Here is a 13,347-nt window from a genome sequence, read left to right as displayed (position 1 = left end):
CCGGTATTCGGTATGTCAGAACAAAAGAAAGTCGAAAAAATCGTTGGCGTCAAAGGCATGAATGACATCCTGCCCGCTGACGCGCCGCTGTGGGAACTGTTCGAGAACACCGTGCAATCGGTGCTCAAGAGCTACGGTTTCCAGCAGATCCGCACGCCCATCGTCGAGCCGACCGCCTTGTTCGCACGCGGCCTGGGCGAAGTGACCGATATCGTCGAGAAGGAAATGTATTCCTTCACCGATTCCATGAACGGCGACAACCTGACCCTGCGTCCGGAAAACACCGCCGGCGTGGTGCGCGCGGCACTCGAGCACAACCTGACCTATGACGGCCCCAAGCGTCTGTGGTACGTCGGCCCGATGTTCCGCCACGAGCGTCCGCAGCGCGGCCGCTATCGCCAGTTCCACCAGGTGGGCGCCGAAGCCGTGGGCTTCAGCGGTCCCGACATCGATGCCGAACTGATCATGATGTGCCAGCGTCTGTGGGATGACCTGGGCCTGTCCGACATCCGCCTGGAGCTCAACTCCATCGGCAACGCCGAAGAGCGCAACAAGCACCGCGCCGACCTGATCGCCTACTTCGAGCAGCACAAGGACTTGCTCGATACCGACGCCCAGCGCCGCCTGCATGCCAATCCGCTGCGCATCCTCGATACCAAGAATCCGGCCATGCAGGAAATGGTCAATGCGGCGCCCAAGCTGCTGGACTACCTGGGTGAAGAATCGCGCGCGCACTTCGAAGGCGTGCAGAAGATCCTGCGCCACAACAATATTCCCTTCACCATCAATCCGCGCCTGGTGCGCGGCATGGACTACTACAACCGCACCGTGTTCGAGTGGGTGACCGACCAACTGGGCTCGCAAGGCACGGTCTGCGGCGGTGGCCGCTATGATCCGCTCATCGAGATGTTCGGCGGCAAGCCAACCCCGGCCTGCGGTTTCGCCATGGGCGTGGAGCGTCTCCTGGAGCTGATGAAGGCCAACGGCGAGCAGTACGCGCCCAACCAGTGCGATGTCTATCTGCTGCACCAGGGCGAAGATGCCCAGCTGCAATCTTTCGTGCTGGCGGAACGTTTGCGGACTGCCGGGCTCGATGTTGTGCTACATTGCGCATCGTCGAACGGCGGTGGTTCGTTCAAGGCGCAGATGAAGCGCGCCGACGCCAGTGGCGCCGCCTTCGCCGTGATCATCGGCGAAGATGAGCTCAAGGGCGGCACCGCCACCGTCAAGCACATGCGCGAAGGCAATGCCGAAGAAGGGCGCGCCAACCAGAACAGCCTGCCCTTTGATGGTGTGGTCGATTACATCGTGGAGCAGATCGTCGGTGATCATGACCACGATCACGACCACGTGCATTACCACCCCTAAGCCTTCCCTGGCCTCCATTGAACAGTTACTTATTGCAGAGTTAAATGGCATACGATCTCGAAGAACAAGAACAGCTCGACTCCATCAAGGCCTGGTGGGCGAAATACGGCAACCTGGTCACCTGGGTGCTGATCATCGCGCTGGCTGGCTATGCTGGCTGGACCGGTTGGAATACTTACCAGGGCCGTCAGTCGGCACAAGCCTCGGTGTTGTACGAAGAACAGCAGAAGTCGCTGGCGGCCAAGGACAACGCCAAGGTGCAGCGCGCCGCTGCCGACATCCAGGACAAGTTCAGCGGCACCGCCTACGCCCAGATGAGCGCCCTGGTGGCGGCCAAGTCGGCCTTCGACGCCAATGACGCCGACACTGCCAAGAAGCAGCTGCAATGGGTGATCGACCACGGCCGTGGCAAGGAATACAAGGCCATCGCGGCGCTTCGTCTGGCCGGTGTCCTGCTGGACGCCAAGGCCTATGACGAGGCGCTCAAGGTGCTGGGCGGTGACTACCCGGCGCAGTTTGCCGGCGCCATCGCTGACCGCAAGGGCGACGTGCTGCTGGCCCAGGGCAAGCGCGATGAAGCGCGCGGCGCCTACAAGCTGGCGCTGGAAAAGAGCGATGCCAAGGACCCGGGCCGTCAGCTCATCCAGATCAAGCTCGACGCCATCGGCGGCGAAGCGCCCAAGGCCTGAATCCGACCAGCGCGGTGACGCCGGCCCAGGCCGGCGCCTTGCCGCAGTGGGGCGCTTCGTGCAGCCCCGCATTGAACCGCAATCATCGCAATCCCATCGCGAACCCATCCATCGCTTAGAGGAAAAAGAATATGCGTAGTGTGACAGCCACCGCTGCCCAGGCAAGCTCCATTGCCCGATCCCGCCGTGCCGGCAAGATGGCGCTCAAACTGGCCGCCGTCGCCGCCGTCGTGGCACTGTCCGGTTGTTCCTGGTTCTCCAGCAAGAAAAACCCGAACCCGCCGGCTCCGCTGGTCGAGTTCACCCAGAAGCTGCGCGTGCAGACCGCCTGGTCGGTCTCGGTGGGCAAGGCGGGCAACTTCCAGTTCAGCCCGGTCTACGCCGCCGGCAGCATCTTTGCCGCCGGCAATGACGGCACCGTGGTGCGCATCAATGCCCAGACCGGCCAGACCCTGTGGCGCGCCCGTACCGACATGTCGCTGACCGCCGGTGTGGGCAGCGACGGCAGCACCGTCGTGGTGGTGGGTGAGAAGGGCCGCATCCAGGCCTTCGACGCCAACACCGGCAAGCCGACCTGGAACGCCCAGGCCGCCAGCGACGTGTTGTCCGCCCCGGCAGTGGGTGAGGGCCTGGTGGTCATTCGCAGCATCGACAACCGCGTGACCGCCTATGACGCCGACAGTGGCAACCAGCGCTGGATGGTCCAGCGCAATGTGCCCTCGCTGACGCTGCGCAATGCGCCTGGCATCGTGATCGGCTCGCAGACCGCCTTCGTGGCGCTGCCGGGCGGTCGCCTGTCGGCGCTGGCGCTCAACAATGGCGGTCCGCGCTGGGAAGTGCCGGTCGGTGATCCGCGCGGCACCACCGAGCTGGAGCGTATCTCGGATGTGTCCGGTGTGCCGGCGCTGGGTTCGCGCGATATCTGCGCCGTGGCCTACCAGGGACGTATCGGCTGCTTTGACTTGCTCAATGGTAATGTGCGCTGGATCAAGGAATTCTCCAGCGATGTCGGCGTGACGCTGGATGACTCGTATGTCTATGCGGCCGATGTCGGTGGTATCGTCACCGAATTCTCCCGCGACACCGGCGCCGTCGTCTGGCGCAACGAGCGCCTGAAGAATCGCCAGCTCTCCAGCCCCATCGGCGCCGGCAAGGCAGTGGCGGTGGGCGACTACGAGGGTTATATTCACTTCCTGTCGCGTGAGGATGGCAGCTTCGTGGCTCGCCTGTCCACTGACGGCAGCCCCATCCAGGCGCCGCCGGTCTCGACCGGCTCGTCTGTCGTTTTCCAAACCAAATCAGGAACCGTGGTCTCCGTTGTCACTGAATAAGTGACGCAGGCCCTTAAAGAAAAGAAATGAAACCGGTAATTGCACTCGTAGGCCGTCCCAACGTCGGCAAATCGACGTTGTTCAACAGGCTCACCCGCAGCCGTGATGCGCTGGTGGCGGACCTGCCCGGCCTGACGCGCGATCGTCACTACGGCGAAGGCCGGGTCGGCGAACGCCCGTTCCTGGTGATCGATACCGGTGGCTTCGAACCCGTGGCCAAGGACGGGATCATGTACGAGATGGCCAAGCAGACCAAGCAGGCAGTGGTCGAGGCTGATGTCGTGGTGTTCATCGTCGATGGCCGCCAGGGGCTGACCCCGCACGACAAGACCATCACCGACTTCCTGCGCAAGTGCGGCCGGCCCGTGCTGCTGGTGGTCAACAAGTCCGAAGGCATGAAGTACACCTCGGTCACCGCCGACTTCTACGAGCTGGGCATGGGCGATCCCTACGTGATCTCGGCCGCCCACGGCGACGGCGTGGCCGACCTGGTCACCGAAGCCCTGGATGTGGCCGAAGCCCAGCGCACCCCCGAGCCGGAGCCGGAAGAAGCGGCCGTGCGCGGCACCAAGATCGCCATCGTGGGCCGTCCCAACGTGGGCAAGTCCACCCTGGTCAATACGCTCCTGGGCGAAGAGCGCGTCATCGCCTTCGACATGCCCGGCACCACCCGCGACTCCATCGAAATCCCGTTCGAGCGCGAAGGCCGTCATTACACCCTCATCGACACCGCCGGCATTCGTCGTCGCGGCAAGGTCTTCGAGGCCATCGAGAAGTTCTCCGTGGTCAAGACCCTCAAGTCGATCTCCGACGCCAATGTCGTGCTGTTGCTGCTCGATGCCCAGCAGGACATCTCCGAGCAGGACGCCCATATCGCCGGCTTCGTGCTGGAGTCGGGCAGGGCGCTGGTGGTGGGCGTGAACAAATGGGATGGCATGCAAAGCGATCAGCGCGACCAGATCAAGATGGATCTGGAGCGCAAGCTCAATTTCCTCTCCTTCGCCAAGTTCCACTTCATCTCGGCCCTGAAATCGACCGGTATCGGCCCGCTGATGAAGTCCATCGATTCGGCCTATGCCGCCGCCATGGCCAAGCTGAGCACGCCGCGCCTGACCCGCGCGCTGGAAGAGGCGCTGGAGCACCAGCAACCGCGCCGTAAGGGTTCGATCCGTCCCAAGCTGCGCTATGCGCACCAGGGCGGCCAGAATCCGCCGGTGGTGGTCATCCACGGCAATGCCCTGGAAGCCATCGATGACAACTACAAACGCTATCTGGAAAAGCACTTCCGGGAAACTTTCTCCCTGGTCGGCACTCCACTGCGTATCGAGTTCCGATCCGGCAAGAATCCTTTCATCCGGCAGGAAAAGTAATCGAAAAAGCCTGTTATTCACGCAATGTTTTTGGCGTTGACGCTAAAATCGTTTAAATTGAATAGCATAAAGTTGGTAAAGCACTTGATATTCCTTGAAGTGCCTCCAAGTCCTAATCACAACAACACCGTGGAGCTGCCATGAGCAACAAAGGGCAATTGTTACAAGACCCATTTCTGAACGCATTGAGAAAAGAGCACGTTCCCGTCTCTATCTACCTGGTCAACGGCATCAAGCTGCAAGGCCATGTGGAGTCTTTCGATCAATACGTGGTCCTGCTGCGTAACACCGTTACGCAAATGGTTTACAAACACGCCATCTCTACCGTCGTGCCTGCACGTGCGGTCAACCTCAGTCTCGAATCCTCGTCCGACGAATAATGGTCTACCTGGCCGGCTTGACGCCGTGGGCATTTTGACATGCGTGCCGCGTTAGTCGGCCTGGACTTCGGCAAGAACGACTTTGCCGCTAGTCTGGATGAGTTGTTTCTGTTGGCGAAATCCGCTGGCGCTGAACCCGTGATCACCATCACCGGTCGCCGCGCCAGTCCGGATGCCGCTCTCTTCATCGGTACCGGCAAGGCCCAGGAAGTGGCCGACGCCGTCGCTGATCTCCAGCTTGAGCTGGTCATCTTCAATCACGCTCTGTCCCCGGCCCAGCAACGTAACCTGGAGCGTCTGCTCAAGGTGCGCGTGCTCGACCGTACCAGCCTGATCCTGGATATCTTCGCGCAGCGCGCCAAGAGCCACGAGGGCAAGGTGCAGGTCGAACTGGCGCAGTTGCAGCACCTGTCTACCCGCCTCATCCGCGGTTGGACTCACCTGGAACGGCAAAAGGGCGGTATCGGCCTGCGCGGCCCGGGTGAAACCCAGCTCGAAACCGACCGCCGCCTGTTGGGCGAGCGCGTCAAGGCCTTGCGCGCAGTGCTGGCCAAGCTGCGCCGGCAACACGCCACCCAGCGTCGTGCGCGGGGGCGCAGCGAGACGTTCTCGGTGTCGCTGGTGGGCTATACCAACGCCGGCAAATCAACCATCTTCAATGCGCTGGCCAAGGCCGGTGTGTATGCTGCGAACCAGCTCTTCGCTACGCTGGATACGACCTCCCGTCGCGTCTACCTGGGCGAAGTAGGGCATGTGGTGATCTCCGACACCGTCGGTTTCATCCGCGAACTGCCCCACCAACTGGTGGAGGCCTTCCGCGCCACGCTGGAAGAAACCATCCATGCCGACCTCCTGTTGCACGTGGTCGATGCCGCCAGCCCGGTGCGCATGGAGCAGATCGAAGAGGTCAACCTGGTCCTCAAGGAAATCGGCGCCGACCACGTGCCGCAGATCCTGGTCTGGAACAAGATCGACGCTGCTGGCCTGGAGCCGACGGTCGAGTATGACGAGTATGGTAAAATCCAGCGGGTTTTCGTCAGTGCCAAGTCTGGTGCTGGCCTGGATCTGCTGCGCGAAGCGATCGCCGCTTCGCTCAAGGCCGCCTTGGAGGCCAGGGGTCGCAGCCGTTCCCAGCCAGTCGATTCCGTAGACATGCACGCCTGAGCCGTTCGAGGGGACGGCATTTCGCCCGTTCCTGGCGCGCATTCCTCCTAGATTCTCTTAATCCATCACTACAGCCGGATCGCAAACGCATGCTTGTGTCTTTATTCAGGAAAATCGGTGTCAAGTTTTCGTTGAACGACCCCCAATGGGGACGTGGTTCGCAAAACGACAACCGCGACAATCAGAATAACGGAAATAACGGCGACAAACGGCCAGAAAAACCGTCCGGCAACAATGACGGTCCGCCCGATCTCGACCAGCTCTGGCGCGACTTCAACCAGCGTCTGTCCGGCCTGTTCGGCCGCAAGGGCGGTGGCGGTTCGTCCGATGGCGGCAATGGCGGCGGCTTCAACCGCGGCGACGTCAAGGGCGCCGGTATCGGCGTGGGCGTCATTGCGATCATCGTGGCCTTCCTCTGGCTGGCCAGCGGCTTCTTCATCGTGCAGGAAGGCCAGACCGCGGTCGTGACCACCTTCGGCCGCTACAGCCATACCACGCTGCCAGGCTTCAATTGGCGCTGGCCGTATCCCATCCAGGGCCATGAGATCGTCAACATGTCCCAGGTGCGGACCGCCGAGATCGGCTATCGCGGCAACGTGCGCAACAAGCAGCTCAAGGAATCGCTGATGCTCACCGATGATGAAAACATCATCGACATCCAGTTCGCCGTCCAGTACAAGCTCAAGAACGCCGCCGAATGGCTGTTCAACAACCGCGACCCGGATGACTCCGTGCGCCAGGTCGCCGAGACCGCCATCCGCGAGATCGTCGGCCGCAGCAAGATGGACTTCGTCCTCTATGAAGGCCGCGAAAAGGTCGCCCTCGACGTCAGCCAGCGCATGCAGCAGATCCTGGACCGCTACAAGTCGGGCGTGCAGATCACCAACGTGACCATGCAGGGCGTGCAACCGCCCGAGCAGGTGCAGGCCGCCTTCGACGACGCCGTCAAGGCCGGTCAGGACCGCGAGCGCCTCAAGAACGAAGGCCAGGCCTACGCCAACGACGTGATTCCGCGCGCTTCCGGCGCCGCCTCCCGCCTGCTGGAAGAGGCCGAAGCCTACCGCTCGCGCGTGGTGGCCAATGCCGAAGGTGACGCCTCGCGCTTCACCCAGGTGCAGGAAGCCTATGCCAAGGCCCCGGCCGTCACCCGCGACCGCATGTATATCGAAACCATGCAGCAGATCTTCGCCAACACCACCAAGGTCATGGTCGATGCCAAGTCCGGCAGCAACCTGCTGTACCTGCCGCTGGACAAGCTGATCCAGCAGACCGGCGCCGAAGCCGCCCCGGCGGGCAAACCGGCGGCCTCTGCTGCGGCCCCGGCCGGCAGCGCTGCGAACCCCGCTTCGAATGCGGGCAATGACACTGTGTATTCTTCCGAGCTGATGCGTGACATGAGAAACCGCGATCCGCGCGAATCGCGCGAAAGGGAGGTGCGCTGATGGGCCGCCTCGTTACTTCCGTCATCGTCGCAGTCGTGGCGATCTGGCTGGCCTCGTCCACGATCTTCGTGGTCGACCAGCGTTCCTCGGCCATCGTCTTCGCCCTGGGTGAAGTCAAGCAGGTCATCACCGAACCCGGCCTGCATTTCAAGCTGCCGCCGCCATTCCAGAACGTGATGTACCTGGACAAGCGCATCCAGACCCTGGATACGCCAGACGCCGACCGCTTCATCACCGCCGAGAAGATGAACGTGCTGGTCGATGCCTACGTCAAGTGGCGCATCGTCGATCCGCGCCTGTACTTCGTCAGCTTCGGCGCCGACGAACGCCGCACCCAGGACCGCCTCTCGCAGATCGTCAAGGCCGCGCTCAACGACGAGATCACCAAGCGCACCGTGCGCGAAGTCATCTCCAGCCAGCGCAACAACGTCATGGACGCCATCCAGGCGCGCGTGGCCAACGAAGCCAAGCAGATCGGCGTGGAAGTCATCGACGTGCGTCTGCGCCGCGTGGACTACGTTGACCAGATCAACAATTCCGTCTTCGAGCGCATGAAGTCCGAGCGTGTGCGCGTGGCCAACGAGCTGCGCTCCACTGGTGCGGCCGAGTCCGAGAAGATCCGCGCCGACGCCGACCGCCAGCGCGTGGTGATCCTGGCCGAAGCCTATCGCGAATCCGAAAAGATCCGTGGCGCCGGCGACTCCAAGGCGTCGCAGATCTACGCCCAGGCCTTCGGCCAGAACCCCGAGTTCTTCAAGTTCTACCGCAGCCTGGAAGCCTACCGCGCCAGCTTCAAGAACCGCCACGATGTCATGGTGGTGGATCCCAGCTCGGAATTCTTCAAGTATTTCAAGGGCATCGGCGCTGGCAGCGCCAGCACTTCCAAGAAGTAAAATTCCGCTGAACAAGCGATAATGTGAATATATCCGCCCCGCCAGCCTGGCTGGAGGGGAGGGTGATCAGGACGGATGCCGCTGGTAGAGGGCATCTTTCCTTTTTTTGTGACGCAGAATGTTCCGGTGTGCAATTTTCCCGGAATGTGAGACGAGGGGCGGCAGGTTTTCCCGGACCGCCCCGGTTTTTCGTCTGGCGGGCCTGTTTGTTGCAGCCTGAACCTGGGCTTGGCTTTGGTTGTGGCTGCTACGCACTGGTTTCGCAATGCATGCAAGCCCCGCAATTCGTTACGCAAACCGTTTTTTCTGCTTCCACTTTTGTTTATGCCTAACTGGCTTCTTCCCGAAAACATCGCCGATGTCTTGCCCTCCGAAGCGCGCAAGATCGAGGAGCTGCGCCGCCGCCTGCTCGACAATTTCCGCCTCTATGGCTACGAAATGGTCATGCCGCCGCTGCTGGAGTACCTCGAATCCCTGCTCACCGGAGCTGGCCAGGACACCGACCTGCGCACCTTCAAGCTGGTGGACCAGTTGTCTGGCCGCACCCTGGGCGTGCGCGCCGACATGACGACCCAGGTGGCGCGCATCGACGCCCACCTGCTCAACCGCGCCTCGGTCACCCGCCTGTGCTATGCCGGCAGCGTCCTGCATACCCGTCCCACGGGCCTGCACGCCACCCGCGAGCCGATCCAGATCGGCGCGGAAATCTACGGTCACGCCGGTCTGGAAGCCGACGCCGAGATCCAGGAACTGGCCTTGAATTCGCTGGCCCTGGCCGGCATGCGCACCATCCGTCTGGACCTGTGCCACGTGGGCGTGCTGCGCGCCATCATCGCCAACGACGCAGCGGCCAAGCGCGACGAAGCGCAACTGTTCGCGCTGCTGCAGGCCAAGGACGTACCAGGCCTGCAAGAGATCACTGCCGCCTACCAGGAAGGCACCCGCGCCGCACTGCTGGCCTTGCCCAACCTGTACGGCGACATCTCGGTCATCGCCCGCGCCCGCATCACCTTGCCGGCGCTGCCCGGCATCGCCCAGGCCCTGGACGAGCTGCAGGCGCTGGTGGAACTGGCCGCCGGCCATGAAGGCGCAGCCGTCACCATCGATCTGGCCGACCTGCGCGGCTACCATTACCACAGCGGCGTGATGTTCTCCGCCTATGTGCCGGGCCTGCCCAATGCGGTGGTGCGCGGCGGCCGCTACGACCATGTGGGTGAAGCCTTCGGCCGCGCGCGGCCCGCTACCGGCTTCTCCCTGGACCTGCGTGAACTGGCGCGACTGATGCCGGGCGCAGAACGAAAACGCGCCATCCTCGCCCCTTGGGGCAGGGACGCCGGTCTGCGTGAGAAAATAGCGCAATTGCGGCAAGCGGGAGAGATCGTGATCCAAAGCCTTCCCGGCCACGAACACGATCAGGACGAATTCGATTGCGATCGCGCACTCGATTTCAGCAATGGAAACTGGATTATCAAAAACTTGGGTTGAGTCATGTTACAGAACAGCAATGCAAAGAATGTCGTCGTCATCGGTACGCAATGGGGCGACGAAGGTAAGGGCAAGATCGTCGATTGGCTGACCGATCACGCCCAGGGCGTGGTGCGTTTCCAGGGCGGCCACAATGCCGGCCACACGCTGGTCATCGGCGGCAAGAAGACTGCGCTGCAACTGATTCCCTCGGGCATCATGCGCGAAGGTGTGGCTTGCTACATCGGTAACGGCGTGGTGCTGTCGGTGCCCGACCTGCTGCGCGAGATCGACAAGCTCGAAGCCGCCGGCGTGGAAGTGTGCTCGCGCCTGAAGGTGTCGGACGCCTGTCCGCTGATCCTGCCCTATCACGTGGCCCTGGACGTGGCGCGCGAAGCCGCCCGCGGCGCCGACAAGATCGGCACCACCGGCAAGGGCATCGGCCCGGCCTACGAAGACAAGGTGGCCCGTCGTGCCATCCGCGTGGCTGACCTGTTGAACGAAAAGCGCTTCGCCGAGAAGCTGCTGGCCAACCTGGACTACCACAACTTCGTCCTGACCCACTACCTCAAGACCCAGCCGGTGGACTACCAGAAGACCCTGGACGATGCCCTGGCCAACGTGCCGCGCATCAAGCCCATGGTCACCGACGTCTCCAGCGACCTGTACGCCATCCACAAGGCCGGCGGCAAGATCCTGTTCGAAGGCGCGCAAGGCAGCCTGCTGGACGTGGATCATGGTACCTATCCGTTCGTCACCTCCAGCAACTGCGTGGCCGGCAATGCCGCCGCCGGTGCGGGCGTGGGCCCGGGCATGCTGCACTACATCATGGGCATCACCAAGGCCTATACCACCCGCGTCGGTTCGGGCCCGTTCCCGGCCGAACTGCCGACCGACGCCGGCACTGGCAAGCACCTGGCCTCGGTGGGCCATGAATTCGGCACCGTCACTGGCCGCGCCCGTCGTTGCGGCTGGTTCGATGCCGCGCTGCTGAAGCGCTCGGTGCAGATCAATGGCGTCTCCGGCATGTGCCTCACCAAGCTGGACGTGCTGGACGGCCTGGATTCGCTGAAGCTGTGCACCGGCTACAAGTTGAACGGCAAGACCGTCGACATCTTCCCCGTCGGCGCCGAAGAAGCCGCTGCCTGCGAGCCGATCTACGAAGAAATGCCCGGCTGGTCCGAGACCACCGTCGGCGCCAAGTCGCTGGATGCACTGCCGGCCAACGCCCGTGCCTACATCAAGCGCATCGAAGAACTGGTGGGCGTGCCCATCGACATGATCTCCACCGGCCCGGACCGCGAAGAGACCATCGTCCTGCGTCACCCGTTCAAGTAAGCAAACCGGCAGGCTATCGCCGTAACACGTAACAAAGCAACACGAAGCAATCAATAATATGAAGATCTCTGACGACAAGGACCTTTGGGTCTCCTGGGACGACTACAACCGCCTGATCGAACGACTGGCGCTGAAGGTCTATGAATCCGGCTACCAGTTCGACCAGGTGCTGTGCCTGGCGCGTGGCGGCCTGCGCCCGGGTGACGTGATGTCCCGCATTTTCGATGTCCCGCTGGCCATCCTCTCGACCAGCTCCTACCGCGAAGCCGCCGGCACCATCCGTAGCTCCCTGGACATCGCCAAGTACATCACCATCACCAAGGGAACCCTGGGTGGCCGCATCCTGCTGGTGGACGACCTGGTGGACTCAGGGGTGACCTTGCAGAAGGTCATGGTTCACCTCAAGGAGCACTATCCGGCTGTCACCGAGATCAAGAGTGCGGTGTTGTGGTGGAAGGCCTGCTCGGTGGTGGAACCCGATTTCCATATCGACTACCTGGCCACCAATCCCTGGATCCACCAGCCCTTCGAAGAGTACGACGGTCTCGGCCCGCACCAGTTGGCGGCCTGGATCAAGAAGGGCGGGGCCTGATCGCCGGCCTTGCGGCTTGTGAATGCCCACGTAAAAAGAGCTTGCCGCGGCAAGCTCTTTTTTTTCGCTGTCATTATGGTGGCTTCAGCAGGCGGCGGTATCCGAGGATGAACCGTGTTGCGCAGTGGCGCGCCCTGCATCCATCTTCCAGCTCACCAGCGCCACCACGATCCCGGCCAGCGGCAACAACGCCGCCACATAAGGCACTGCATGCAGGCCCGGTCCATGATCGATGGTCACGCCACCCAGCCAGGCGCCGGCTGCATTGCCCAGGTTGAAGGCGGCGATGTTGGCCGAGGAGGCCAGGTTCGGTGCGCCAGTGGCTTTCTCCAGCACCCGCATCTGCAGCGGCGGCACGGTGGCGAAGGCGGCCATGCCCATGAGGCCCACGCCGATGATGGCGGCGACCTTGTTGTCGAGGGTGAGGCCAAACAGCACCAGCACCACCGCCAGCAATACCAGGCTGCCCAGCAGCGTGGCCATGAGCTTCTTGTCGGCCAGCTTGCCGCCAGCCAGGTTGCCGATCACCAGCCCCAGGCCGAACAGCAGCAGGATGGGCGAGACCGCCGAGGCCGGGAAGCCGCTGAGGTCGGTCAGGATAGGGGCGATGTAGGTAAAGGCCGCAAACACGCCGCCAAAACCCAGGACCGTCATCAACAGCCCCAGCATCACCTGCGGGCGCATCAGTACGCGCACTTCCTTGCCAAAGTCGGTTTCCTCTCCGCCCTGCGAGCGCGGCACCAGCACCGCGGTAGCCGCCAGTGCGATCACACCGATGACGGTCACGGCCCAGAAGGTGGCGCGCCAGCCATAGCTCTGGCCCAGCCAGGTGCCAAAGGGCACGCCCAGCACATTGGCCACCGTCAAGCCGGTAAACATCAGGGCGATGGCCGAAGCCTGCTTTTCCTTCGGCACGAGGCTCGTGGCCACCACCGAACCGACGCCAAAGAATGCGCCATGCGCAAACGAGGCCACCACGCGGCCTATCATCAAGGTCGTATAGTCCGGCGCAATCGCGCAGGCCAGGTTGCCCACCACGAACACCACCATCAGGGCCACCAGCAAGGTCTTGCGCGGCAGGCGGCCGGTGGTGGCGGTGAGCAGCGGGGCGCCCACGAACACGCCCAGCGCGTATCCTGTGACCAGCAGCCCGGCCGAGGAGAGGCTCACCCCCAGGTTGGCGGCGACCTCGGGCAAGAGCCCCATGATGACGAATTCGGTCGTCCCGATGGCGAATGCGCTGATGGTCAGCGCCCAGAGTGCAATTGGCATGGCAAATCCTTGTAGGGTGGTCGGTTGCGCCGGCGTGATCAGGG

12 protein-coding genes are annotated in these 13,347 nt (G+C 62.8%); 11 read left to right on the top strand and 1 reads right to left on the bottom strand.

What is annotated here, in order from left to right:
• The first annotated feature begins 12 nt into the window (after positions 1-12).
• The 11 genes from hisS (at position 13) to BGK68_RS21910 (ending at position 12,031) form a co-directional block, all read left to right on the top strand.
• Entirely contained in the window at positions 13-1,368 is a 1,356-nt protein-coding gene (gene hisS / locus BGK68_RS21960) for a histidine--tRNA ligase (protein ID WP_075258816.1), read from the top strand.
• A 44-nt stretch (positions 1,369-1,412) separates the two neighbouring features.
• Positions 1,413-2,057 (top strand): YfgM family protein, encoded by a 645-nt coding sequence (locus BGK68_RS21955; RefSeq protein WP_075258815.1) that lies wholly within the window; start codon positions 1,413-1,415, stop codon positions 2,055-2,057.
• A 131-nt stretch (positions 2,058-2,188) separates the two neighbouring features.
• Positions 2,189-3,388: an outer membrane protein assembly factor BamB gene (bamB, locus tag BGK68_RS21950; protein ID WP_075258814.1), complete on the top strand. Its 1,200-nt coding sequence runs from the start codon at positions 2,189-2,191 to the stop codon at positions 3,386-3,388.
• A 26-nt stretch (positions 3,389-3,414) separates the two neighbouring features.
• Positions 3,415-4,758, top strand: a complete 1,344-nt coding sequence (der, locus tag BGK68_RS21945) for a ribosome biogenesis GTPase Der (protein ID WP_075258813.1) — start codon at positions 3,415-3,417, stop codon at positions 4,756-4,758.
• Between the two features lie 140 nt (positions 4,759-4,898).
• Positions 4,899-5,138, top strand: a complete 240-nt coding sequence (gene hfq / locus BGK68_RS21940) for an RNA chaperone Hfq (RefSeq protein WP_006463311.1) — start codon at positions 4,899-4,901, stop codon at positions 5,136-5,138.
• Positions 5,139-5,177: 39 nt separating this feature from the next.
• The gene (hflX, locus tag BGK68_RS21935) at positions 5,178-6,302 is read left to right on the top strand and encodes a GTPase HflX (protein ID WP_075258812.1); all 1,125 of its coding nucleotides are present in this window, start codon (positions 5,178-5,180) and stop codon (positions 6,300-6,302) included.
• 89 nt (positions 6,303-6,391) lie between these two features.
• Positions 6,392-7,744 (top strand): FtsH protease activity modulator HflK, encoded by a 1,353-nt coding sequence (gene hflK, locus BGK68_RS21930; RefSeq protein WP_075258811.1) that lies wholly within the window; start codon positions 6,392-6,394, stop codon positions 7,742-7,744.
• A complete protein-coding gene (hflC, locus tag BGK68_RS21925; protein WP_013234906.1) occupies positions 7,744-8,637 on the top strand; it encodes a protease modulator HflC in 894 nt (297 codons plus the stop codon). The genes hflK and hflC overlap by 1 nt, the downstream gene beginning before the upstream one ends.
• A gap of 324 nt (positions 8,638-8,961) precedes the next feature.
• Positions 8,962-10,122, top strand: a complete 1,161-nt coding sequence (locus BGK68_RS21920; RefSeq protein ID WP_075258810.1) for an ATP phosphoribosyltransferase regulatory subunit — start codon at positions 8,962-8,964, stop codon at positions 10,120-10,122.
• Positions 10,123-10,125: 3 nt separating this feature from the next.
• Positions 10,126-11,439: an adenylosuccinate synthase gene (locus tag BGK68_RS21915; RefSeq protein WP_075258809.1), complete on the top strand. Its 1,314-nt coding sequence runs from the start codon at positions 10,126-10,128 to the stop codon at positions 11,437-11,439.
• A 58-nt stretch (positions 11,440-11,497) separates the two neighbouring features.
• Positions 11,498-12,031, top strand: a complete 534-nt coding sequence (locus BGK68_RS21910; RefSeq protein WP_075258808.1) for a phosphoribosyltransferase — start codon at positions 11,498-11,500, stop codon at positions 12,029-12,031.
• Positions 12,032-12,115: 84 nt separating this feature from the next.
• Here the strand turns inward: BGK68_RS21910 and BGK68_RS21905 are convergent, their stop codons facing one another.
• Positions 12,116-13,303: an MFS transporter gene (locus BGK68_RS21905; protein WP_075258807.1), complete on the bottom strand. Its 1,188-nt coding sequence runs from the start codon at positions 13,301-13,303 to the stop codon at positions 12,116-12,118.
• Positions 13,304-13,347 lie beyond the last annotated feature (44 nt).

This window comes from Herbaspirillum camelliae (genome assembly GCF_001929405.1).
Lineage (GTDB): Bacteria > Pseudomonadota > Gammaproteobacteria > Burkholderiales > Burkholderiaceae_D > Herbaspirillum > Herbaspirillum seropedicae.
This window is presented reverse-complemented; position numbering and strand designations above follow the sequence as displayed.

Excerpts from the sequence above, each read along its gene's own strand:
- der (WP_075258813.1), top strand. The coding sequence starts at position 3,415 with ATGAAACCGGTAATTGCACTCGTAGGCCGTCCCAACGTCGGCAAATCG.
- BGK68_RS21910 (WP_075258808.1), top strand. The coding sequence starts at position 11,498 with ATGAAGATCTCTGACGACAAGGACCTTTGGGTCTCCTGGGACGACTAC.
- bamB (WP_075258814.1), top strand. The coding sequence starts at position 2,189 with ATGCGTAGTGTGACAGCCACCGCTGCCCAGGCAAGCTCCATTGCCCGA.
- hflK (WP_075258811.1), top strand. The coding sequence starts at position 6,392 with ATGCTTGTGTCTTTATTCAGGAAAATCGGTGTCAAGTTTTCGTTGAAC.
- BGK68_RS21905 (WP_075258807.1), bottom strand. The coding sequence starts at position 13,303 with ATGCCAATTGCACTCTGGGCGCTGACCATCAGCGCATTCGCCATCGGG.
- hisS (WP_075258816.1), top strand. The coding sequence starts at position 13 with ATGTCAGAACAAAAGAAAGTCGAAAAAATCGTTGGCGTCAAAGGCATG.
- BGK68_RS21955 (WP_075258815.1), top strand. The coding sequence starts at position 1,413 with ATGGCATACGATCTCGAAGAACAAGAACAGCTCGACTCCATCAAGGCC.
- hflC (WP_013234906.1), top strand. The coding sequence starts at position 7,744 with ATGGGCCGCCTCGTTACTTCCGTCATCGTCGCAGTCGTGGCGATCTGG.
- BGK68_RS21915 (WP_075258809.1), top strand. The coding sequence starts at position 10,126 with ATGTTACAGAACAGCAATGCAAAGAATGTCGTCGTCATCGGTACGCAA.
- hfq (WP_006463311.1), top strand. The coding sequence starts at position 4,899 with ATGAGCAACAAAGGGCAATTGTTACAAGACCCATTTCTGAACGCATTG.
- BGK68_RS21920 (WP_075258810.1), top strand. The coding sequence starts at position 8,962 with ATGCCTAACTGGCTTCTTCCCGAAAACATCGCCGATGTCTTGCCCTCC.
- hflX (WP_075258812.1), top strand. The coding sequence starts at position 5,178 with ATGCGTGCCGCGTTAGTCGGCCTGGACTTCGGCAAGAACGACTTTGCC.